Origin of the sequence: Streptomyces sp. NBC_01267 (assembly GCF_036241575.1) — a bacterium.
Taxonomy (GTDB): Bacteria; Actinomycetota; Actinomycetes; order Streptomycetales; family Streptomycetaceae; genus Streptomyces.
On sequence record NZ_CP108455.1, the window covers coordinates 5347455 to 5369247 of the forward strand.

At 70.2% G+C, this 21793-nt stretch carries 24 protein-coding genes; 13 read left to right on the forward strand and 11 right to left on the reverse strand.

The window, feature by feature from the left end; translation table 11 throughout:
- The first annotated feature begins 33 nt into the window (after nucleotides 1-33).
- Genes OG709_RS24545 through OG709_RS24555 form a run of 3 tightly spaced genes read left to right on the forward strand, consistent with a single transcriptional unit; the run spans nucleotide 34 to nucleotide 3365 of the window.
- The gene (locus OG709_RS24545; protein ID WP_250298030.1) at nucleotides 34-1011 is read left to right on the forward strand and encodes a carbohydrate ABC transporter permease; all 978 of its coding nucleotides are present in this window, start codon (nucleotides 34-36) and stop codon (nucleotides 1009-1011) included.
- Nucleotides 1008-1838 carry a carbohydrate ABC transporter permease gene (locus tag OG709_RS24550; protein WP_250297948.1) on the forward strand — a complete coding sequence of 277 codons (831 nt, stop codon included), beginning with the start codon at nucleotides 1008-1010 and terminating at the stop codon, nucleotides 1836-1838. The genes OG709_RS24545 and OG709_RS24550 overlap by 4 nt, the downstream gene beginning before the upstream one ends.
- Before the next feature lie 9 nt (nucleotides 1839-1847).
- A complete protein-coding gene (locus OG709_RS24555) occupies nucleotides 1848-3365 on the forward strand; it encodes a glycoside hydrolase family 3 protein (protein ID WP_266640875.1) in 1518 nt (505 codons plus the stop codon).
- Between the two features lie 82 nt (nucleotides 3366-3447).
- Here OG709_RS24555 and nagB read toward each other — a convergent pair whose 3' ends face one another.
- Complete coding sequence (gene nagB / locus OG709_RS24560; RefSeq protein ID WP_250297946.1) at nucleotides 3448-4233, reverse strand: glucosamine-6-phosphate deaminase; 786 nt, start codon at nucleotides 4231-4233, stop codon at nucleotides 3448-3450.
- Between the two features lie 550 nt (nucleotides 4234-4783).
- Here nagB and OG709_RS24565 point away from each other — a divergent pair.
- Nucleotides 4784-6250 (forward strand): sensor histidine kinase, encoded by a 1467-nt coding sequence (locus tag OG709_RS24565; protein WP_250298029.1) that lies wholly within the window; start codon nucleotides 4784-4786, stop codon nucleotides 6248-6250.
- A 226-nt stretch (nucleotides 6251-6476) separates the two neighbouring features.
- Here OG709_RS24565 and OG709_RS24570 read toward each other — a convergent pair whose 3' ends face one another.
- Both OG709_RS24570 and OG709_RS24575 read right to left on the reverse strand, forming a co-directional pair.
- The gene (locus tag OG709_RS24570; RefSeq protein ID WP_004937597.1) at nucleotides 6477-6734 is read right to left on the reverse strand and encodes a WhiB family transcriptional regulator; all 258 of its coding nucleotides are present in this window, start codon (nucleotides 6732-6734) and stop codon (nucleotides 6477-6479) included.
- Nucleotides 6735-7051: 317 nt separating this feature from the next.
- Entirely contained in the window at nucleotides 7052-8020 is a 969-nt protein-coding gene (locus tag OG709_RS24575; RefSeq protein WP_250297945.1) for a diacylglycerol/lipid kinase family protein, read from the reverse strand.
- Nucleotides 8021-8102: 82 nt separating this feature from the next.
- On the opposite strand from OG709_RS24575, the gene OG709_RS24580 reads away from it, so the two are divergent.
- Entirely contained in the window at nucleotides 8103-8528 is a 426-nt protein-coding gene (locus OG709_RS24580) for a hypothetical protein (RefSeq protein WP_374211192.1), read from the forward strand.
- 55 nt (nucleotides 8529-8583) lie between these two features.
- Here the strand turns inward: OG709_RS24580 and OG709_RS24585 are convergent, their stop codons facing one another.
- The 3 genes from OG709_RS24585 to OG709_RS24595 form a co-directional block, all read right to left on the reverse strand.
- On the reverse strand, nucleotides 8584-9507 hold the full coding sequence (locus OG709_RS24585) for an RNA polymerase sigma factor SigF (protein WP_374211191.1): 924 nt from the start codon (nucleotides 9505-9507) through the stop codon (nucleotides 8584-8586).
- Nucleotides 9504-9917 (reverse strand): anti-sigma regulatory factor, encoded by a 414-nt coding sequence (locus tag OG709_RS24590; protein WP_164265750.1) that lies wholly within the window; start codon nucleotides 9915-9917, stop codon nucleotides 9504-9506. Before OG709_RS24590 ends, OG709_RS24585 begins: the two co-directional genes overlap by 4 nt.
- A gap of 287 nt (nucleotides 9918-10204) precedes the next feature.
- A complete protein-coding gene (locus tag OG709_RS24595; protein ID WP_250297943.1) occupies nucleotides 10205-10465 on the reverse strand; it encodes a UBP-type zinc finger domain-containing protein in 261 nt (86 codons plus the stop codon).
- 52 nt (nucleotides 10466-10517) lie between these two features.
- On the opposite strand from OG709_RS24595, the gene OG709_RS24600 reads away from it, so the two are divergent.
- A complete protein-coding gene (locus tag OG709_RS24600; RefSeq protein WP_250297942.1) occupies nucleotides 10518-12113 on the forward strand; it encodes a Na+/H+ antiporter in 1596 nt (531 codons plus the stop codon).
- Here the strand turns inward: OG709_RS24600 and OG709_RS24605 are convergent.
- A complete protein-coding gene (locus OG709_RS24605; RefSeq protein ID WP_266640869.1) occupies nucleotides 12092-12988 on the reverse strand; it encodes a 1-aminocyclopropane-1-carboxylate deaminase/D-cysteine desulfhydrase in 897 nt (298 codons plus the stop codon). The genes OG709_RS24600 and OG709_RS24605 overlap by 22 nt on opposite strands.
- A gap of 226 nt (nucleotides 12989-13214) precedes the next feature.
- Here OG709_RS24605 and OG709_RS24610 point away from each other — a divergent pair, with 226 nt between their 5' ends.
- The 6 genes from OG709_RS24610 to OG709_RS24635 all read left to right on the forward strand — a co-directional run bounded on the left by OG709_RS24610 (nucleotide 13215) and on the right by OG709_RS24635 (nucleotide 18480).
- Complete coding sequence (locus OG709_RS24610; protein ID WP_329167691.1) at nucleotides 13215-14621, forward strand: family 2B encapsulin nanocompartment shell protein; 1407 nt, start codon at nucleotides 13215-13217, stop codon at nucleotides 14619-14621.
- A 103-nt stretch (nucleotides 14622-14724) separates the two neighbouring features.
- Nucleotides 14725-15765 (forward strand): family 2 encapsulin nanocompartment cargo protein polyprenyl transferase, encoded by a 1041-nt coding sequence (locus OG709_RS24615; protein ID WP_250297939.1) that lies wholly within the window; start codon nucleotides 14725-14727, stop codon nucleotides 15763-15765.
- 140 nt (nucleotides 15766-15905) lie between these two features.
- Entirely contained in the window at nucleotides 15906-16496 is a 591-nt protein-coding gene (locus OG709_RS24620) for a GNAT family N-acetyltransferase (RefSeq protein ID WP_266640866.1), read from the forward strand.
- A 120-nt stretch (nucleotides 16497-16616) separates the two neighbouring features.
- Nucleotides 16617-17045 carry a DUF6304 family protein gene (locus OG709_RS24625; RefSeq protein ID WP_250297937.1) on the forward strand — a complete coding sequence of 143 codons (429 nt, stop codon included), beginning with the start codon at nucleotides 16617-16619 and terminating at the stop codon, nucleotides 17043-17045.
- Nucleotides 17046-17203: 158 nt separating this feature from the next.
- Entirely contained in the window at nucleotides 17204-18130 is a 927-nt protein-coding gene (locus tag OG709_RS24630; protein ID WP_329167692.1) for a DUF1648 domain-containing protein, read from the forward strand.
- A complete protein-coding gene (locus tag OG709_RS24635; protein WP_250297935.1) occupies nucleotides 18130-18480 on the forward strand; it encodes a GntR family transcriptional regulator in 351 nt (116 codons plus the stop codon). Before OG709_RS24630 ends, OG709_RS24635 begins: the two co-directional genes overlap by 1 nt.
- Before the next feature lie 73 nt (nucleotides 18481-18553).
- On the opposite strand, the gene OG709_RS24640 is transcribed toward OG709_RS24635, so the two are convergent.
- Nucleotides 18554-18967, reverse strand: a complete 414-nt coding sequence (locus OG709_RS24640) for a VOC family protein (RefSeq protein ID WP_266640861.1) — start codon at nucleotides 18965-18967, stop codon at nucleotides 18554-18556.
- Between the two features lie 33 nt (nucleotides 18968-19000).
- On the reverse strand, nucleotides 19001-19441 hold the full coding sequence (locus OG709_RS24645) for a ribosomal maturation YjgA family protein (protein WP_250297933.1): 441 nt from the start codon (nucleotides 19439-19441) through the stop codon (nucleotides 19001-19003).
- A gap of 376 nt (nucleotides 19442-19817) precedes the next feature.
- On the opposite strand from OG709_RS24645, the gene OG709_RS24650 reads away from it, so the two are divergent.
- Nucleotides 19818-20195 carry a carboxymuconolactone decarboxylase family protein gene (locus tag OG709_RS24650; protein ID WP_250298027.1) on the forward strand — a complete coding sequence of 126 codons (378 nt, stop codon included), beginning with the start codon at nucleotides 19818-19820 and terminating at the stop codon, nucleotides 20193-20195.
- Nucleotides 20196-20269: 74 nt separating this feature from the next.
- On the opposite strand, the gene OG709_RS24655 is transcribed toward OG709_RS24650, so the two are convergent.
- Together OG709_RS24655 and OG709_RS24660 are read right to left on the reverse strand one after the other, a co-directional pair.
- Nucleotides 20270-21013 carry a phosphotransferase gene (locus OG709_RS24655; protein ID WP_329167693.1) on the reverse strand — a complete coding sequence of 248 codons (744 nt, stop codon included), beginning with the start codon at nucleotides 21011-21013 and terminating at the stop codon, nucleotides 20270-20272.
- Nucleotides 21014-21105: 92 nt separating this feature from the next.
- On the reverse strand, nucleotides 21106-21738 hold the full coding sequence (locus OG709_RS24660; protein WP_329167694.1) for an MFS transporter: 633 nt from the start codon (nucleotides 21736-21738) through the stop codon (nucleotides 21106-21108).
- Nucleotides 21739-21793 lie beyond the last annotated feature (55 nt).

Sequence of the window (21793 nt, forward strand, 5' to 3'; positions counted from 1 at the left end):
CCTTGTACGGCTTTGTTGGAAGTGATGGCGAGCATGGCAGTGCAGACCAATCCGGCGGATGTGCACCAGGGGGCCGGACCCCGCGGGCAGGCGGACGGGGGGCAGGAGCGCAGGCGGACCAGACGCCTGGGCGCGGCCCCCTACCTGTTGATGCTCCCGGCTCTCGCGGTGACCGCGTTGTTCCTCGGCTGGCCGCTGGTGAAGAACGCCATGCTGTCGTTCCAGAACCTCAACATGGGGCAGCTGATCCAGCATGTGACCGAGTGGAACGGCATCCAGAACTACAAGGACGTCCTCGGCGGCGAGGACTTCTGGCGGGTCACCCTCCGCACGATCGTCTTCACGGCCGCCAACGTCGTCCTGATCATGGTGATCGGCACCCTGATCGGACTGCTGCTCGCCCGGCTCGGCAAGAAGATGCGCCTGACGCTGATGCTCGGCCTGGTGCTCGCCTGGGCGATGCCGGTCGTCGCGGCCTCCACCGTCTACCAGTGGCTGTTCGCGCAGCGCTTCGGCGTCGTCAACTACGTGCTCGACAAGCTCGGCTGGCACTCGATGGCCGACTACGCCTGGACCGGGTCGCAGCTCTCCACCTTCTTCGTGGTCACCCTGCTGATCGTCTGGCAGTCGATACCGTTCGTGGCGATCAACCTCTACGCCGCGACGACGACCATCCCCAAGGAGCTGTACGAAGCCGCCTCGCTCGACGGCGCCGGCGTCTGGAAGAGCTTCACCTCGGTGACCTTCCCGTTCATGCGGCCCTTCCTGTACGCCACGACCTTCCTCGAGGTGATCTGGGTCTTCAAGTCCTTCGCGCAGCTCTTCACGCTGAACGAGGGCGGGCCGAACCGGCTCACCGAGACCCTGCCCGTGTACGCCTTCGTCGAAGGCGTCGGCAACCAGCACTACGGCATGGGCGCGGCGATCTCGCTGCTCACCATCCTGATCATGCTGGGCCTCACCTCGTACTACCTCCGCATCGTTCTCAAGCAAGGGGAGGACGAGCTGTGAAGCGCTCACTGCTCGGCCGCATCTGGCCCAACGCGACGGCGATCATCCTCTTCCTCGGGCTGATCTTCCCCGTCTACTGGATGTTCAGCACGGCGTTCAAGCCGACCGGGGACATCATCAGCGAGACCCCGGTGTGGTTCCCGACGAACGTCACGCTGGACCACTTCAAGACCGCTGTCGACGCCCCGAACTTCTGGCGCATGGTCGGCAACTCGCTGACCGTCACCGTGGTCTCGGTCCTGCTGTCGCTGCTGATCGCGCTCTTCGCGTCCTTCGCGCTCGCCCGCATGCGGTTCAAGGGCCGCAAGGGCATGATCGTGATCTTCATGCTCGCGCAGATGGCCCCCTGGGAGGTCATGGTCATCGCGGTCTACATGCTGGTCCGCGACGCGGACATGCTCAACAGCCTGGTCCCGCTGACCCTCTTCTACATGATCATGGTGCTGCCCTTCACCGTCCTGACGCTGCGCGGCTACGTCGCCGCCGTGCCGAAGGAGCTGGAGGAGTCCGCCATGGTCGACGGCTGCAGCCGCCCGCAGGCCTTCGTCAAGGTGATCCTGCCGCTGCTCGCCCCCGGGCTGATGGCCACCTCGCTCTTCGGTTTCATCACCGCGTGGAACGAATTCCCGCTGGTTCTCATCCTGAACAAGGAGCCCGGCGCGAAGACGCTTCCGCTCTGGCTCTCCCAGTTCCAGAGCCTGTTCGGTGACGACTGGGGTGCGACCATGGCGGCCTCGTCCATCTTCGCCATCCCGATCCTGATCCTCTTCGTCTATCTCCAGCGCAAGGCGGTCAGTGGTCTCACCTCCGGTGCAGTGAAGGGATAACGCCGTTCCATGACCACCATCACCACGGGTACGGACACACTCACCCGCGACGCGCTCGCCGTCCTCCAGCCCGGCTTCACCGGCACCACGCCGCCCGACTGGCTGCTGCGCAGGATCGGCGAAGGACTGGCGTCCGTCGGCCTGTTCGGCCGGAACATCGCCTCGGCCCCGCAACTCGCCGCGCTCACCGCCCGGTTGCGGGAGGAGCGCGACGACATCCTCGTCGCGATCGACGAGGAGGGCGGCGACGTCACCCGCCTCGAAGTGCGCAGCGGGTCCTCCTTCCCCGGCAATCTCGCGCTCGGCGCGGTCGACGACCCGGAGCTGACCAGGGCCGTCGCCCACGAACTGGGCCGGCGTCTCGCCGAGTGCGGCGTCAACCTCAACTGGGCGCCGTCCGCCGACGTCAACTCGAACCCGGACAATCCAGTCATAGGTGTACGGTCCTTCGGTGCCGACACCGCACTCGTCGCCCGGCACACCGCCGCGTACATCGAGGGCCTCCAGGCCGCCGGTGTCGCGGCCTGCACCAAGCACTTCCCCGGCCACGGCGACACCGCCGTCGACTCGCACCACGCGCTGCCCCGCATCGACGTGGACCTGGAGACGCTGCACGCCCGCGAACTGGTGCCGTTCCGGGCCGCGATCGCCGCGGGTTCCAAATCCGTCATGAGTGCGCATATCCTGCTTCCCGCACTCGACCGCGAGCGCCCCGCGACGCTGAGCCCGCAGATCCTCACCGGGCTGCTGCGTCAGGAGCTCGGGTACGAGGGGCTGATCGTCACCGACGGCATGGAGATGCAGGCCATCGCGTCGACGTACGGCATCGAACGCGGCAGCGTCCTCGCCGTCGCGGCGGGAGCCGACGCCATCTGCGTGGGCGGCGGCCTCTGTGACGAGCAGACCGTGCTGCGCCTGCGCGACGCGCTGGTGGCGGCGGTACGGGCAGGAGATCTGCCCGAGGAACGGCTGGCGGACGCAGCCGCGCGCGTACGTGCGCTCGCGGCGTGGACCCGCCAGGCCAGGGGGGCTTCGGAGCCGGGCGCGGCTGCACAGGAGGGGACCGCGCCCGGCACCGGCATCGGACTCACGGCGGCCCGCCGGGCGCTGAAGGTCACCCCGGGCGCCGAATACCGGCCGCTGACCTCGGCCCCGTACGTCGCGGCCTTCACGCCGGTGGCCAACATCGCGGTCGGCGACGAGACCCCGTGGGGCATCGCCGCGGAACTGGCGGCGCTGCTGCCGGGCACCGGGACGGGGACGTACGACGCGACCGCGTCGGTCGACGCGGTGCTGGCCGCCGCCGGGGAGCGCCGGATCGTCGCGGTCGTCCGTGACGTCCACCGGCACCCCTGGATGGCCGCCGCGCTCGACGGCCTGCTGGCGGCGCGTGCCGACACGGTCGTGGTCGAGATGGGCGTCCCGCGGGCCGAGCCGCGCGGGGCGCTCCACATCGCCACCCACGGGGCCGCCCGGGTCTGCGGGCGCGCGGCGGCGGAGGTCGTCGCGGGCACGGCTCCGCGGTAACCGGACACCGGGCCCAACCGGGCACGGAGAAGGGCCGGGCACCCCGCACGGGGTGCCCGGCCCTTCTCGTACGCCCGTGTGGCTACAGGCCCTGCCACTCCGGCTTCGACGCGAACGTCGCGCGGAAGTAGTCGGCCAGCTTCAGCTTCGACGCCGCGGCCTCGTCGACGACCACCGTGGCGTGCGGGTGCAACTGGAGCGCCGAGGCGGGCACCAGCGCGGCCACCGGGCCCTCGACGGTCTGTGCCACGGCCTCCGCCTTGCCCTCACCGGTGGCGAGCAGCACCACGTGGCGGGCCTCCAGGATGGTGCCGATGCCCTGGGTCACGACGTGGTGCGGTACCTGGTCGATGTCACCGTCGAAGAACCGGGCGTTGTCGATCCGGGTCTGCTCGGTGAGGGTCTTGATACGGGTGCGCGAAGCGAGCGAGGAGCAGGGCTCGTTGAAGCCTATGTGCCCGTCGGTGCCGATGCCCAGGAGCTGGAGGTCGACGCCCCCGGCCTCGGCGAGCGCCCGGTCGTACGCGGCGCAGGCCGCCGGGATGTCGTCGGCGGAGCCGTCGGGGCCCATGAAGGAGGACTCGGTCAGACCGAGCGGTTCGACGACCTCGCGCAGCACCACGGAGCGGTACGACTCGGGGTGCCCGGCCGGCAGGCCGACGTACTCGTCGAGCTGGCAGATGCGGGCCCGCGCGGCGTCGACGGCCTTGGCCTTCACCTTGGCGGCCAGCGCTTCGTAGACGGGCAGCGGGGTCGAGCCGGTGGCGACACCGAGCAGAGCATCGGGCTTGCGGCGCAGCAGGCCGGCCATGGCCTCCGCGATGACTTCGCCGCCTGCCTTGGCGTCCGGGACGATGACAACTTCCACGCTGGGCCTGCCGATCTGGAGAGTGCAAACATGTGGTATAGACCAATCTAGCAGAGCTGCCTGCTCCGTCCGGCGGTTCCGTCCCCCCTCACTCCCATGGTCGACGGGGCACAGCCGGTACGCACACGGAACGGCGGTACGGAGGCTCCCGGGCGCTCCAGCGGGTACGCCGGCTGCCGGCGCGGGGTTCGAGGACCCGGACGCGCCACGGGCACCGGCCACGATGACGGAGATCCGCCCGGCACCGGGCGGGGCGAGCACGGCTGACTGCGGGCCGCGGCGCCAGGCCGGTCGGGACCCTCGGCCCGTCCGTCCGGCACCGCAGCCCTCAGCTGCCTCGGCCGTCGGGTGTGCGGTTCCCGGCGACCGTGAAGAGGACTTGGCGCAGTCAGGGCAGAGAGCGCCGCGTACCTCGTCCCCGCTCTCCTGTGCGGGGAGAGCGGAAGTCTCTGCCTGCACATTGTGGACTAGACCATTCTCGGATGTCCATGCGTACGACGAGGAGAATGTGAACGTGGACGCGGCGGGTACGCTCGCACCCGTGCCCTCCATGAACGACCTCGTCCGCCAGCACACCGCTCTGAGCGATACCGACCTCGAGTGGCTCCACCTGCTGGTCTCGGAGTGGCAGCTGCTCTCCGACCTGTCCTTCGCCGACCTCGTGCTGTGGGTTCCCACCCGCGACGGCACCCGCTACGTCTCGGTGGCGCAGATGCGGCCGAACACCGGCCCCACCTCCTACCAGGACGACATGGTCGGCCATCTCGTTCCGCGCGGTCGGCGCCCGTTGCTCGACGCCGCCCTCGACGAGGGCCGGATCGTCCGCGAGGGCGACCCGGAGTGGCGCGAGGAGGTGCCGGTGCGGGTCGAGTCCATCCCGGTACGCCGCGAGGGGCGGGTGCTGGGCGTGATCGCCCGCAACACGAACCTGCTCACGGTCCGCACCCCCTCCCGCCTCGAACTCACCTACCTCCAGTCGGCCTCCGACCTGGCCCAGATGATCGCCGCCGGGTCCTTCCCGTTCCCCGGCCAGCAGGTCGACATGGACGCGTCCCCCCGCGTGGGCGACGGGATGATCCGCCTCGACGCGGACGGCGTGGTCCAGTACGCCAGCCCGAACGCGCTCTCCGCCTACCACCGACTCGGCCTGGCGTCCGACCTGGTGGGCCAGCACCTGGGCCAACTCACCACCGACCTCGCCCCGGCCAGGGGACCGGTCGACGAGGCCATGGTCAAACTGGCCAGCGGTTACGCACCGCGTGAGACCGAGGTCGAGGGCAACGACGGGGTGATCCAGCTCCGGGCGATTCCGCTCTCCCCGAAGGGCACCCGGATCGGCTCGCTCGTCCTGCTCCGGGACGTCACGGAACTGCGCCGCCGTGAACGTGAGTTGATCACCAAGGACGCCACCATCCGGGAGATCCACCACCGGGTGAAGAACAACCTCCAGACGGTGGCGGCCCTGTTGCGTCTCCAGGCGCGGAGGATGGATTCGGACCAGGGCAAGGAAGCGCTCAACGAGGCGGTGCGGCGCGTCGGTTCCATCGCGATCGTCCACGAGACGCTTTCGCAGAATCTGGACGAGCGCGTCGAGTTCGACGAGATCGCCGACCGCGTCATCGCGATGGTCGCCGAGATTTCTCCCGGCAAGGTGAACTGCCGTCGCACGGGCCGCTTCGGCATTCTCGACGCCGAGGTCGCGACCCCGCTCTCGATGGTGCTGACCGAGGTCCTGCAGAACGCTCTTGAACACGCCTTCGCCCCGGGCGATCTGGGAACGGTCGAGGTCTCCGCGGTCCGCGGCGGAATGCGCGACGACGCCCGGCTGCTGATCACGGTCCAGGACGACGGGCGCGGACTGCCCGAGGGATTCGACGCGAAGACCGCGGGAAATCTGGGCCTGCAAATCGTCCGGACGCTGGTCGAAGGCGAGTTGGGCGGCTCCTTCGACATGGTCCCGGCCCCGGAGCGCGGCACCCAGGTGGTGCTCGACATTCCGGTGCCCGCCGACAAGTAGCGGGCCGGTGGGACACGTAACCGAACGGGCACAGCAGTGAGCCCCGGACCGAAAAGGTGATTCGGTCCGGGGCTCACTGCTGTGCTGTGCGTCGGGGAGAGCAATTCCTCTCCGGCCGATCAGTACTGCGTGCGCATCGGGGGTACTGCGCGCTGCGTTTCGGGGGCGACGGTGGTGCGTACTCGCTGTACGCGCGCCGCCGGGCTCAAGCTCGTACCAGGGGTGATCAGGCGGTCGCGTTACGCGCCCGGTTGCGAGCGGCACGGCGCTTCATTGCGCGGCGCTCGTCCTCGCTGAGGCCACCCCAGACGCCGGAGTCCTGGCCGGACTCGAGCGCCCACTGCAGGCACTGCTCCATGACGGGGCAGCGGCGGCAGACGGCCTTGGCTTCCTCGATCTGCAGCAGCGCGGGACCGGTGTTGCCGATGGGGAAGAACAGCTCCGGGTCTTCCTCACGACAAACGGCGTTGTGACGCCAGTCCATGGCTGCTACCTCTCTTAGGTGTTACGTGCAGGTTGCTTGTGAATGTGAACGCTTTCACGAATCCCCCCACAGGTGAAGGGCCGACTTCCAGGCGAACTGGTTGTGGTCCTGATGTGAGGAGGGGTTCTGGCTTTCAGGGAGGCCGGTCTTGCGGGCCGTCCCGAGCGCCATGTAGAGATTCGCAAACCTCGGCTGCGGATACAACCCCTTCTGGAAAGTTTTTTTTGATTCCTCGGTGTCGGCTAGGTCACAGCCGTACTTCCATGGGGTGGATCCCAGCCCAAACGTTCGAGTTAAAGGACTTTGGGCCCTTCCACTCACACAATCACACGCAGTGCACGGCGTACGCCTGTGAACGTCACGCTCGTACGCAGTCCCAGGTGGTCACCGTCCATCTGGAAGGGCAGTCGAACCTTGGAATGCAAGGAGAAGTCCGTCAGGTCGTGGAGCGATACCGCGTGCTTTCCGTGCGGACCCCGTTCGGGCGTCGAAGTGAGCAATTGAGTAGCGAAACGTGCCACATGAGCGGGTGACAATTTCGACAGTCCGAGCACGTCCAGTGCGGTGTCGAAGGAGGCCGCCGGAGAGGCGTACATCGGGCGATTGCCCAGGTAGGTATAGGGAGACGTGTTGCACACTATGGCCAGCACGAGATCCTCGACGGGGTCCTCACCGGGCTGCTCCAGGGTGATCGCGCGCTGCCGGCGGTTGGGCTCGTCGAGGAACTGGCGGACCACCTGGCGCACGTAGAGCGCGTGCGTCGACCGCTTCCCGCGCTCCCGCTGCTGTTCGACCCGGCCGACCACTCCCGCGTCGAATCCGAGCCCCGCACAGAACGTGAACCAGCGCGACGGAACGCCCTCGTCCGCCGTGCCGGGCGTGCCGGCCGCCAGTCCGAGCCCCACGGTGCGCTCCCGGCGCTCACGCAGCGCGTCCAGGATCGCGCCGGTCGCCTCCACGGCGTCGTTCGGCAGACCGAGCGCGCGGGCGAACACATTGGTGGAGCCGCCGGGGACGACCGCGAGGCCGGGCAGGCCGTCGGGGTCCGGGCCGTGGTGCAGCAGACCGTTGACGACCTCGTTGACCGTGCCGTCGCCACCGAGCGCGACCACCAGATCGATGTCGTTGCTCTCCGCGGCCCGCCTGCCGAGGTCACGCGCATGACCGCGGTACTCGGTGGTGACGGCCTCCAGCTTCATCTCGCTGGCCAGTGCGTGGATGAGTACGTCGCGGGTGCGGGCACTGGTGGTGGTTGCTGCCGGATTGACCACGAGGAGTGCGCGCATGGGCAGAAGATTACCTACCGCTTGGTACCTGGCCGAGCCCCGGCCTCGATCGGGCCCCGGGGCCGACCGCTACCCTGCAGGGGTGAGTACCGAGCAGACCGCAGAGCCGTCCGGCGACCCCCGCCCCGCCCGTCTGACCGCCGCCGCGGCACTGTCCGCGCTGGAAGGTGCGGCGCTGGCCGTCGGAGGTCTGTACGCGATCGGCAGGGGGATTCTCGGCAGCGGCAGCCCCGGTCAGCCGGTGATGGCCGGGCTGATGCTGATCGTGCTGGCCCTCATCCCGCTCCTCGCGGCGCGCGGTCTGCTGCTGCGGCGCAGCTGGAGCCGCGGCCCGGCGGTCATCACCCAGATCCTCGCCCTGCCGGTGGCCTGGACGCTGCTGTCGGCGTCGGGAGGGCTGATCGCGGCGGGAGCCGTCCTGGCCGTGGTGGCGGTGGCCGCGCTGGTCCTGCTGGTGAACCCGACGACGGCCGAGGCGCTGGGGATCAGGGGCCCGCGCGGGGCGTAGGGGCTCCGGCAGCGTGACGGAGGCCGGTACGGGCCTTCTTCCCCGCGCGTCCCGTCTACTCCTCCACCAGCAGCCGCTCACGCAGCTGCGCCAGCGTCCGGGCCAGCAGCCGTGAGACATGCATCTGTGAGATGCCCACCTCCTGCGCGATCTGCGACTGCGTCATGTTCCCGAAGAACCGCAGCAGCAGGATCCGCTTCTCCCGGGGCGGCAGATCCTCCAGGAGCGGCTTGAGCGACTCCCGGTACTCGACGCCCTCCAGCGCCTCGTCCTCCGAACCCAGGGTGTCCGCGACCGCGGGGGACTCGTCGTCCGTGTCGGGGACGTCCAGCGAGAGCGTCGAGTAGGCATTCGCGGATTCCAGGCCCTCCAGGACCTCTTCCTCCGAGATGCCGAGCCGCTCCGCCAGCTCATGGACCGTGGGGGCACGGCCGTGCTGCTGGGACAGCTCGGCCGTGGCCGTCGTCAGCGACAGCCGCAGCTCCTGCAGGCGGCGCGGCACCCGGACCGCCCAGCCCTTGTCACGGAAGTGCCGCTTGATCTCGCCGACCACCGTGGGTGTCGCGTAGGTGGAGAACTCCACGCCGCGGTCCGGGTCGAACCGGTCGACCGACTTGATCAGGCCGATCGTGGCGACCTGGGTCAGATCGTCCAGTGGCTCCCCGCGATTGCGGAAGCGGCGGGCCAGATGCTCGACCAGCGGCAGGTGCATGCGCACCAGCCTGTTGCGCAGTTCGGCCTTCTCGGGCGAGCCGTCCGGGAGCTCGCGCAACTCGATGAAGAGAGCCCTCGCCCCGCTGCGGTCGCGGGGGTTGTGCTCCTGGTGGTGCTCGTCCTGCTCGCTCATGAGGCCCGCCTGCTCCGCCGACTCCAAAAGGCCTTCCACCGGATGCGGCCGGGCCTGCTGCTCCGGGATGTTCCCCGTGCTCAGCGCCCGCGCGCTGCGCTCGTCGTCCCGCACCGGTCCGTCCCCGTTCACGCCGGTCCAGGTCCCGCGCCGCGCTGTTTGTACAGGCTGATGCTGACCGTACGGTCGTCGGCGACCGTCGATTCGACCTTGCCGGCGAGTGCGGAGAGCACCGTCCAGGCGAAGGTGTCGCGCTCCGGTGCGCGGCCGTCCGTGGTGGGCGCCGACACCGTCACTTCGAGGGAGTCCTCGATGAGCCGGAACACGCAGCTCAGTACGGAGCCGGGCACGGCCTGCTGGAGCAGGATCGCGCAGGCCTCGTCGACCGCGATGCGGAGATCCTCGATCTCGTCGAGAGTGAAGTCCAAGCGTGCTGCGAGGCCGGCCGTGGCCGTACGCAGCACGGACAGGTAGGCACCCGCAGCGGGCAGCCGGACTTCCACGAAGTCCTGGGTCCCGGGCTCGCCTGCGATCTGGGACACCCTCACCTCCAAGGTGGCACAAGCTCGTTCATGGTCGGGGAAATACTGCTCCCGCAACCGTGCGTGACATGGTCGCTTCCTGACGCCGTGACGCTATCGCGATCCAAGGCCCCCTGTCGCCAGGACCCCCATCCGGATCCGTCACTCATGGTAACTCCATGCGTACGTATCGTGGGTGGGGGTGTGCACGCTCAATTGCGGGGCTGTGGATTTCCGCCCGTCCCGCCGTCCCACCGGACGGCGCGGCCAACTGGAAAGACACAGCGGACGGTTGACGTACCCAGTGATCAGACGATCGAACCGTCGACAAAACACCACCGCCAGCTCTCCCCGGGCTCGAAGCTCCGCATCAGCGGGTGTCCGGTCGCTTCGAAGTGCCCGTTCGCGTGCCGGTACGGGGAGGAGTCGCAGCAGCCCACGTGCCCGCACTCCAGACAGAGGCGCAGTTGTACGGGATGGCTGCCGATGGCCAGGCACTCCGGGCAGGTGTCGCTCAGCGGGGCCGGCTCGGGGCGCGGCAGTTCTGCAAGGTGCGGGCACTCGCTCATGATTGCCAGGTTACGACCTCACGGCGGACCTGGAACGAGGGTGGGCAGACCGATGGACGCATTGCCCCTGGTGGCACTGGTGGCGGGCAGCGCGGCGGTCGCGGGCGTCGCGCGCCGGACGCCGGTGGCCGCGCCGCTGCTGCTGGTCGCGGTCGGGCTGGTCGCGGCGTACGTACCCGGAGTGCCGGACTACACCCTGGACCCGGGGGTCGTCCTCCCGCTGGTGCTGCCGCCGCTGCTCTACACGGCCGCGGTGGACTCCTCGTACCTCGACCTGCGGGCGAATCTGCGGCCCGTGGCGCTGCTCTCCGTCGGGTACGTGCTGTTCGCGACGCTGGTGGTGGGCTGGCTGGCGTATCTGATCGTGCCGGATCTGCCGCTGACCTCCGCGCTGGTGCTCGGCGCGGTGATCGCGCCGCCGGACGCGGTGGCCGCCACCGCCATCGCCCGGCGGCTGGGGCTGCCCTCCCGGATGACCACGGTCCTCCAGGGCGAGTCGCTGTTCAACGACGCGACCGCGATCACCGCCTACAAGGTGGCGCTGGCCGCCGCCGTCGGCGCCGGGATCTCGTGGGCCGGTGGGCTCGCGGAATTCGCACTGGCGTCGGTGGGTGGAATCGGGGTCGGTCTGCTCCTGATGGTGCCGCTGCACTGGCTGCGCACGCACCTCAAGGAGGCACTGCTGCAGAACACCCTCTCGCTGCTGATCCCGTTCGTCGCGTACGCGGCGGCCGAGCGGGTGCACGCCTCGGGGGTGCTCGCCGTGGTGGTCGTCGCGCTCTATCTGGGACACCGTTCCTGGCAGGTCGATTTCGCGACCCGGCTCCAGGAGGGGGCGGTCTGGAGAATGGTCTCCTTCATTCTCGAATCCACGGTGTTCGCACTGATCGGACTGCAATTGCCCTTTGTGCTCCGGGGCCTTGGCGCGTACGGCGGGTGGGAGGCCGCCTGGTACGCGCTGGTGGTGTTCGTCGTGGTCGTGGCGGTGCGATTCGTCTGGGTGTTCCCCGCCACCTTCCTGCCGCGCATGCTGTCCCGCCGCGTCCGGGAACGCGAACCCGATACGGACTGGACGTCGCCGGTCGTCGTCGGCTGGGCGGGAATGCGTGGGGTGGTCTCGCTCGCCATTGCCTTCTCGATCCCGCTGACCGCGCACGGCGCCGGTTTTCCCGCGCGGAATCTGGTGCTCTTCCTGGCCTTCACGACGGTCATCGCGACCCTGGTCGTCCAGGGGCTCTCCCTGCCGTCACTGATCAGGCTGCTGAAGATCCCCGGCCGTGACGCGCACGCCGAGACGCTCGCCGAGGCCCAGGCGCAGAGCGAGGCGTCGCGGGCCGCCGAGGAACTGCTCGACAGGCTGCTCACCGACGAGGAAAACGAGCTGCCGCCGCCACTCACCGACCGGCTGCGCACGGTGCTGGAACGGCGCCGCAACGCGGTCTGGGAACGCCTCGGTACGGTCAACGAGAAGACCGGGGAGACCGCCGACGACACGTACCGCCGTCTCGCCCGGGAGATGATCGAGGCCGAGCGTGCGGTCTTCGTGGAGCTGCGCGACCGGCGGCGGATCGACGACGAACTGCTCAGGACGCTGCTGCGGCGGCTGGACCTGGAGGAGGCCGCGGCCTACCGCGAGGAGACGGGCTGACCGGTGACGACGGCGGCGATCCGGGTCCCCGCCGGGAAGGCGCCCTCCGCGGCCAGGGCCGTCAGCCCGTACAGCATCTTGGCGACGTAGATCCGTTCCACGGGCAGCCCGTGCCGGTCCTCGAAGTCGTCGGCGAAGGCGTCGAGTTCCGGGGTGGTGCGGGCGTAGCCCCCGCAGTGGAAGCGGTCGTCGAGCCGCCAGTCACCGGCCGGGGAGCCGAAGGCGGCCTGCTGGAGCCGCGCGACCTCGGCGCCGAGGAAGCCGCCCTTCAGTACGGGGAAGCCGAGGGCCCGCTCGCCGGGTGCCAGACCGGCGGCCAGACCGGCGAGTGTGCCACCGGTGCCGACGGCCACCGCGACGGTGTCGGCGAGGCCGCGCAGCTCCCGGCCGAGTGCGGCGCAGCCGTGCACGGCCGGGGTGTTGCTGCCGCCCTCGGGGACGACGTACAGCTGGTCGGCGCCGGCCGTGATCCCGGCGGGGACGGTCTTGGCGCGGTAGGCCGTACGGTCCACGAAGTGCAGCCGCATGCCGTCCGCCGCGCACCGCGCCAGCGAGGGGTTGAGCGGGCGGTGGGCCAGCTCGTCGCCGCGTACGACACCGATCGTGGCGAAGCCCAGCAGCCGGCCCGCGGCCGCGGTGGCCCGCAGGTGGTTGGAGTACGCGCCGCCGAAGGTCAGCACGGTACGGCCCGCGGCGGCCGTCAGATTGGGGGCGAGCTTGCGCCACTTGTTGCCCGGCAGCTCCGGGTGGATCAGGTCGTCGCGCTTGAGCAGCAGCTGGACGCCGTGGCGGGCGAAGCGGTCGTCGTCGACCGGCTGCAGCGGGGACGGGAGCGCCGGGTGCAGCCGGTCGGGGCCGGGAGCTCCAGGAGGCATGCGTCCATTGTCGCCCGAGGGTGCGGAGCGGTGCGCGGCCGGTTGGCGGTACGCAGCGGGCTGAATAAGTTGCAAGGAGATGCAACTTAAGAACCTTCTGATCATCGGCGGACACCGTGCCCAGCTCGAAGCACTGTTAGTCGCACTCTTTTGTGTAATAGCGCGCGCCCCCCTCCGCTGAAAGGCTTCTGCAGCAGGCCAGTCCAAGATCGAGAGGACCGTTCAGATGTCCGTTGGTGAAGAGGTTCGCGACACGCAGGAAGCGCCGCAGCAGAGTCTGGGCACGGCGGCTGCGCGGAACCTCGCAACGACCACCAAGTCCGCGCCGCAGATGCAGGAGATCACCTCACGGTGGCTGCTGAAGATGCTGCCGTGGGTCCAGGTACAGGGTGGTACGTACCGGGTGAACCGCCGGCTGACCTATGCGGTCGGAGACGGTCGCGTGACATTCGTACAGACCGGTGAGCGTGTCCAGGTCATTCCCGCCGAGCTCGGCGAACTGCCCGCACTGCGGGACTACGAGGACGAGGCGGCGCTGGCCGAGCTGGCCCAGCGGTGCACACAGCGGGAGTTCGGGCCGGGCGAGGTGCTCGCCTCGGAGGGCGACCCCGCGGACCGGGTGTTCCTGCTGGCGCACGGGCGGGTCCAGAAGATCGGTACGGGCCCCTACGGGGACGCCACGGTGCTCGGCTCGTTCGCCGACGGGTCGTACTTCGGCGACCAGGCCCTGATCGAGGAGGGCGCCACCTGGGAGTACACGGCCCGCGCCGACACCGCGTGTGTCGCACTGGAGCTGACCAGGGCGGACGTGCTGAACCTGGCGGAGCGCGCGGAGTCGTTGCGCGACCATCTCGCAGGCCTGCTGGCCCTGCCGGCGCAGCGCACGAACCACTACGGCGAAGCGGCCATCGACCTCTCGGCCGGCCACACCGGTGAGGCGCTCGTCCCGAACACGTTCGTCGACTACGAGGGCGCGCCCCGTGAGTACGAACTGAGCGTCGCGCAGACCGTGCTGAAGGTCCACAGCCGGGTCGCCGACCTGTACAACCAGCCGATGAACCAGACCGAGCACCAGTTGCGGCTCACGGTCGAGGCGCTGCGTGAGCGCCAGGAGCACGAGCTGATCAACAACCGCGAGTTCGGCCTGCTCCACAACTGCGACTACGGGCAGCGGATCCAGCCGCACGACGGCGTCCCGAGCCCCGACGACATGGACGAACTGCTGTCCCGCCGACGTGGGTCCAAGCTCTTCCTCGCCCACCCCAAGGCCATCGCCGCGTTCGGCCGCGAGTGCAACAAGCGCGGGCTGGTCCCGGAGAGCGTGGAGGTCGGCGGCCACCATGTGCCCGCCTGGCGCGGGGTGCCGATCTTCCCGTCCAACAAGATCCAGGTCAGTGACGCCCGCACCACGTCGATCATCTGCATGAGGACCGGCGAGAACGACCAGGGCGTCGTCGGACTCCAGCAGAGCGGCATCCCCGACGAGATCGAGCCGAGTCTCTCCGTGCGGTTCATGGGCATCGACGAGAAGGCGATCATCTCGTACCTGGTGACGGCGTACTACTCGGCGGCCGTGCTGGTGCCGGACGCCCTCGGCGTTCTGGAGAACGTCGAAGTCAGCCGCCGGCAGTGAAGGTGACGGTCCCGAGGGACCGGCCCGGACCGGCCCGGCAGTGCTGCCGGGCCCGGTGCGTCCGGGCCGACCGTGCCGTACTCCGGCTGGAGAGGAAGAGACCGTGACCACGACCCGAACGGACGCCGCGCCCACAGGACATGAGGCCGCAGCGCTCCTGGAACGCACCCGCGCCGCTGTGGACCCGGAGCTCCGCTCCACGCTGGAAACCCTTCCCGGTGCGATGCGCCGGATCGGGATGTACCACTTCGGCTGGGAGCACTCCGACGGATCCCCGGCCGCGGGACAGACGGGGAAGGCGATCAGACCCGCGCTCGTCCTCGCCGCGGTCCAGGCGCTGAACGGGGAGGTCCGCCAGGCCGTGCGGGCGGCCACCGCGGTGGAGCTGGTGCACAACTTCACGCTGCTGCACGACGACGTCATCGACCGGGACGTGACCCGCAGACATCGGGCGACCGCCTGGACCGTGTTCGGCATACCCGACGCGATCATCACCGGGGACGCGATGCAGGCGCTCGCCCTTCGGCTCCTCACCGATGATCCCCACCCCGCGGCCAAACCGGCGGCGGGGCGGCTGGCGACCTGTGTGATCGAGCTCTGCGCGGGCCAGCAGGCGGACTGCGCCTTCGAGTCCCGTGCCGATGTGTCGCTGGACGAGTGCCTGGTCATGGCCGAGGCCAAGACCGGCGCGCTGCTCGGCTGTGCCTGTGCGATGGGCGCGCTGTACGCGGGCGCCGGGCCCGAAGTGGCGGCGGCCATGGACGCGTTCGGCCGGGAGGCCGGGCTCGCCTTCCAGCTGATCGACGATCTGATCGGCATCTGGGGGGAGCCTGACCACACCGGGAAACCGGCCGGGGCCGATCTCGCCGCCCACAAGAAGTCACTGCCGGTGGTGGCTGCCCTGGGCTCGGGCACCGAGGCGGCGGCGGAGCTCGCGGAGCTGTACCGCGGTCCTCTGGACGCGGACGGCATCCGGCGGGCGGCCGACGCGGTCGACCGGGCCGGCGGGCGGGACTGGGCGCAGACGGAGGCCGCCGACCGGATGGCCAGGGCCGTCGGCCATCTCTCCCGGGCCGTCCCCGACCTCGCGGCGGCTGGCGGTCTGCTCTCCCTCGCCGAGTACGTGACGCGGCGCAGCCGCTGAGTCGTGGCGCCCGTGGTCCGGGTCAACTCTAAGATCTCGTAGGTGAGTTGTGGTCAGTTGCGGTGCGCTGCGGTGGGCTTCGGCCGGCCGCGGCGCGGTGCAGGACGATGCGAACGGCGAGAGATGTGAGGAACCGGACCATGGGCGTGGCGATACGACAGGCGGGCGAGGCCGACCGGGAGACGCTCGTGCGGCTGCTGGACGAGTCCTTCATGCACGACCCGGTGAGCAGTTGGGTCTTCCCCGACGAAGCACACCGAAGGGCGGTGCACGGAAAGTTCCTGGGTGTCTTCATCGACGTCACCCTCGCGGAGGGCCGCGTCGACCTCGCGGAGGACGGCTCGGCGATGGCCCTGTGGCTCGATGTCCCCGCGGGCGTCCCGGAGGAGGACGACACCCCGGCCCGGATGCGGGAGATCGCGGACCCGGACAACGAACGCTGCGAGCTGGTGGGCCGGCTGACGGGCGAGGTCCACCCGCACGACCGGGCACACGCTTACCTGCTGATGATCGGGGTGGCCCCGGGGCGCCAGGGCGAGGGGCTGGGCACCGCGCTGATGGCGCCCGTACTGGAGCGCTGCGACCGCGAGGGCGTCGCCGCCTATCTGGAGGCGAGCAGCACGCGCAGCCGCGCGCTGTACGAGCGGCTGGGATTCGCATTCATGGGCACTGCCGTTCAGTTGCCGGACGGCCCGCAGATGTGGCCGATGTGGCGCGAGCCCCGGGGCTGAGGTACCGTCCGCCGCCCCCGGAAACGGGACGCCCGCCGCAAAACCCCACCACGCACCGGTAAGTCCGGACTTGATCACTCTTGGTGACGCCGGGCTGGTCACACCGCTACAGTCGCGCTCATGACACCACAGTCATGGGCCGGCTGGTACCGGGACAGCCATGGATCAGATGCCCTTGTGATCAGCGCCGTAGAGCGTCAACTCCGCACCCGGATCAGGGGAGTCGACTATGCGGGTACTTCGTTCGACTCGTTCGCACCGGTCGACGGTGCGCGGCCGGAGGGTGGCGGGCCACTGAGCGACTGCGTGCTGGAGTGGGACATGCCGCTCCCGGTGGTCGCCGAGGACAGCACGGCCCAGCAGGCCACGCTCAGCTGCCTGCTGGCCCTGCGGCGTCCGGCCACCGACCTCGGCGTCACGCTGCACTACGGCGGCACGAGCTATGTCTCGGGCAACGACCAGGGGGACTTCGGGGCGGCGCTCGCCCTCATCCAGGAGCAACTCCCGCCCGGTGCCACACTCCAGGCACCCTTCACCGCCGCCGTGTAGCCGACGCCCCCTCCCCAGCGGACAGATCCAGTCAGCGGTCCCGCACCGGTACTCCGGTGCGGGACCGCTGCGTTCATCTGTACGGGTGCAGCTGGGTGGGTTCGCTTGACGACCCCTCCCTTCATTGTTCTACTTGGATGCAAACAATGGAGGTTTCCATGGGGCCTGACCGCATCCGACGTGTGGCAGTCACGGGGCTGCCCTTCCTGCTCGCCTACGTCGTCGACCTCGTACTCTTCGTCCGGCTGCGGGACCGGCTGCCACACCGGCTGGCCACTCACTTCACCGGCACCGGTCAGGCCAACGGCACCTCCGGGCAGCTGAACTTCTTCATCGTCCTCACGGCGCTCATGCTCGGCCTGGGCCTGGTCTGGGTCCTCGTGTCGCGGGGAGTACGGGGCCTGATAGTGACCGGCTGGGCGGTCGCCGGGTTCTGCTGCTATCTGATGGCGGCGACCCTGTACGCCAACCTGCGCACCTCTCCCGAACTCCCGCTCTGGCAGATCGCGGTGGCCGCCGGTGTGGCCGCGGTGTCGGCAGCCGTCGGCCGGGGGCTGAGCCGGTCCCTCCGGTCCGAGCTCCCCCCGGCGGAGGACGGACCCGTCGAGCGGCTCGACCACGCGGACGGCGAGACCCTGGGCTGGGCCCGGTACGCGGGCACCCGGCTGATGTGGATCCTGCTGCTGGCCGCGATCGGCACCGCGCTCGTCGTCCTGCTCACCGCCGGATGGCAGCCTGCCGTACCGCCCCTGCTGCTGGGCCTGGTACTCCTGCTCTTCGCCCGGCCCTGCGTCACCGTGGACCGCCGGGGCCTGACCGTCTCCACCGGATGGCTGCCCTGGCCGCGTCTCCGGGTGCCGCTGAACGAGGTCGAGCGGGCCACGAGCCGTGAGGTCGACGCCCTGAAGGAGTTCGGAGGCTGGGGTTACCGCGTCCGGGCGGGCCGTTCCGGCCTCATCCTCCGCTCCGGCGAGGCCATCGTGATCCGACGCACGAACGGCCGCGACTTCGCGGTCACCGTCGACGGCTCCGCCGATGCCGCGGCCCTGCTCAACACCTTGGCCGACCGGCAGGGCAGCCGCTGATGCTCTTCCGGATCGATCCGTCCTCCGCGGTCCCGCTGGGGGACCAGATCGCGGCCTGTGTCCGCGGCGCGGTCGCCGACGGCGCGGTGGCCGCGGGCGAACGGCTCCCGGCCGCGCGCATGCTCGCCGACTCCCTGGGGGTCAACGTCCATACCGTGCTCCGCGGTTACCAGCGGCTGCGCGAGGAGGGCCTGATCGAACTGCGCCGGGGCCGCGGCGCGGTCGTGGTGGGCGGCGCCGCGCAGGGGCGGGCGCGGCTGCTGGCGCGGGTACGGGAACTCGCGGTGGAGGCCCGGGAGCTGGGCCTCTCCGACGAGGAGGTGCTGACGCTGGTCCGTGACGCGCTCTGAGGTGAGGGGCCCGTAACAGGCCACGGGAGTACGCCGGGTGCCCGGCCGCACCGTGCCCGGGTGCCCACCCGGCTCAGTAGCTCTGGAGCTCCAGCAGATGCCCGTCGGGGTCCCGCAGATGCGCTGCCCGCAGGGCCGGACCCCACTGCGGACGGTCCTGCGCCGCGGCCACCACCACGGCGCCCGCCTCCGTGCACCGGGTGACCGCCGCGTCCAGCGCGTCCCGGTCGGCCAGGTGCACGACGAGGGAGAAGAGATCCTGCGCCTTCTCCCCGTGCGGGAGCCCGTCGGTGCCCAGCGCGCCGGACATGAAGCGCCTCTCGAAGAGGGCGAAGACCGTACGGCCGTCCTGGTCCCAGCTGGCATACCCGGCCGACTCGTCGCCACCCGCCAGCACGGCCCCGGTGAGTCCGGGGAGCACGTCCCGGTAGAAGCGGAAGGTCTCCGCGAAGCGGTCGACCAGCAGGCGGGTGTACGGCGCGTCCATGGCGCCGAAAATACCCGATCGAGGGGGAGTTGATCAGTGAACGGGGTCGCCCGTTCCGGTGAGTCCGCCGGGGCGTCCGCCGGAGCCGTGCGCCGTGCCGGGCGGGCCTTCCGGCTCCCTGCGACCCTCGGCCGTGTGCCCCGCCACCGCCGCCACCGCCCAGCAGAGAGCGGCGCCGACGGTGTACCAGAGCAGGTCCGGCGGGTGGAAGGTGGAGCCGAGCAACGGCCTTAGCACGGACGGGATCCCGGCGATCTGGAGGAACTCGACGGCCCAGCTGAAAGCGAGTGCGATCCCGGCCGTGGTCACCGCGCGCAGCCGGGGCGCGAGCAGCACCACCACCAGGTACACCAGGACCGTGTAGAGGCTGTCACCCGCGCACTTGGCGAACGCGCCGTCCGACCAGGCACGTACTCCGAGACCTGCGACGACGGTCAGTACCGCGGCCCCGGACGCCCACCACCGTCTGCTCATTCCGCGCAGCCTACGCAGTTCACACCGAGGGCGTGCGAGGCTTCCGCACGGCCCGTCCGCGCGGTGGCCGGGGCCCGCTCCGGTGGGACCTCCCCGCGGTCGGCCCGGACCCGGAGACCGAGGCGAAGGTACTGGGCGGCTGATGCGGGTAGGACGGACCGCTGTCACCCCCTTGACCTGGCACAAGGCCGCACATCTACTTCTCCCTACAACAGGCGAACGTTCAACCGTCTTGCACGGCTCCTCGACCTCCTGACGAGGAGCCCGGAACGGAGCAGCTATGAACACCCCGACCGATCCTGCCCTCCCGCGCACCGCACCGGATCTCACCTCGGACGCCGTCGCCGAGACCCGGCAGGACCGTTTACAACGGGGCATGGTCATGCTCGACCAGGTCGTCGGCGAGGGTGGCCGGCAGGTCATCGAGTCGCTGGCCGACATCTCGCCCGATCTGGGCCACCACATCGTCGCCTGGGCGTTCGGCGACATATACAGCCGTCCCGGACTCGCGCTCAGGGACCGCCAGTTGGTGACGCTCGGCATGCTCACCGCGCTGGGCGGCTGCGAGCCGCAACTCGACGTCCACATCAACGCGGCACTCAACGTCGGTCTCAGCACCGAGGAGATCGTCGAGGCGCTGATGCACTCCGCGGTCTACTGCGGGATGCCGAAGGCGCTCAACGCCACCGCCGTCGCGAAGAAGGTCTTCGCCGAGAACGGGCTGCTCACCGAGGAGAAGAAGACCGACCGGTGAGCCCGGCCGCCCGCGCCTGACATGGACTCCTGGCCGTATCGGCGCCCGTCACCGGGCGCGCGACCGGCCGGGGTTCAGCGCTCCGCCGACGCCCTCACCAGAGCGACGGCCTCGCCGATGAGCCCGATCTCGTGCGGGCTCATCGTCGGGTTGGCGGCGCGCATGTCCCCGGCCCGCTCCAGCGGCCAGGACGCCACGTCGGCACGGCCGTGGAGCAGCGCGGACAGCAGCGAGCGGACCGGCTGCACCAGCTCCGCAGGCGCGTCGAGAGCGACCTGCGCCAGGATCAGCGCCGACATCGCCCAGTCCAGCTCCGGTGGGCCCTCCACGGTGTTCGACCAGTCGATGACCATCGGCCCCGCGGCCGTCACCATCACGTTCTCCGGGTGCAGATCGAGATGCAGGATCCGGTCCCCGGGGTCGGCCGCGAGCCGCGCCGGGGCCTCGTGCAGTCGGCCGAGCAGCCCCGCCAGCATCGCACCGGCCTGCACCGCGGTGACCTGGCCGGCCAACGCGGCCTCCACCAGCGTGGGACCGTCCAGCCGCCGCATCACCAGGTCCGGACCCTTCGAGTCCGGCCGTATCTCGGGTACCGGGTATCCCCACCGCGCCAAGTGGGCCATCACGGCGGCCTCTTCGGCGGTGTCCGCACCCTGGTGCCGGTAGCGGCGCAGCACCCACTCCTCGTCGACGGCGAACACGTCCGCCGTCCGGCCCGCACCGATCAACTGGTCCGGCCGTACGGGGCTGTTCCCGGCCAAGCCGTTCTCCTCATCGGGTCTCTCCGCCGAACTGTTCGCCACCGCAAGGTCGTTCATGAACTGGCTCCCCACACAACTGGCTCTCCACAGAGCGAACGTCTCGGAGCGGCTTTCCTGAAATCGCCCCCCTTCGGCAGAGATTACCGAGATCAGGCGGAGGCGCCGGAACCCGACGGCCGTACCGAGAGACTGATGCCCGTTGCGAGCAGACAGACCGCGCCGCACCCCATGAAGAACACCCCGGTGCCCCAGGCGGCGGTGATCAGCCCGGCCAGCGGGTAGAGCAGCGGGCTGAGCCCCACCGTGCACAGGCTCGTCACCGCTGTGACACGCCCCAGGTAACGGATCTCGGCGCGCTCCTGGAGCAGCCCGTTGCTCACCACCACGGCCGCGCCGCTCGCCGCACCGAGGAACGCGCCCAGCGCGACGGCGGTACCCGGCCCCGGCGCCCGGCCCAGGGCGACGACCAGGACCGTGGTGAGCAGCAGGGCGCCGGACAGGACACCACGGGCGTACGGGACCCGCTTCACGGCGGCCAGCAGCAGACCGGACACCGCGCCGCCGACGGAGAACGCGGCCAGGATCCAGCCCAGCGCACCCGCGCCCCAGCCGTGCTCGTCCGTGAGCAGCAGCAGCCCGGTGCCGACGGGCCCGCTGAAGCACATCTCACCGAGCCCGATGACAAGCACCAGCCGGATGAGATGCCGGTCGGCCCGCAGGTAGCGCAGGCCGTCCCGGAAGTCCTGCCCGGCGGTCGTGGAGCGGCGTTCGGCCGTCGTCACACCATAGAAGCAGAAGAGTTCTTCCGGAAGAACTCTCCTGCTTCTCCTGCTTCTT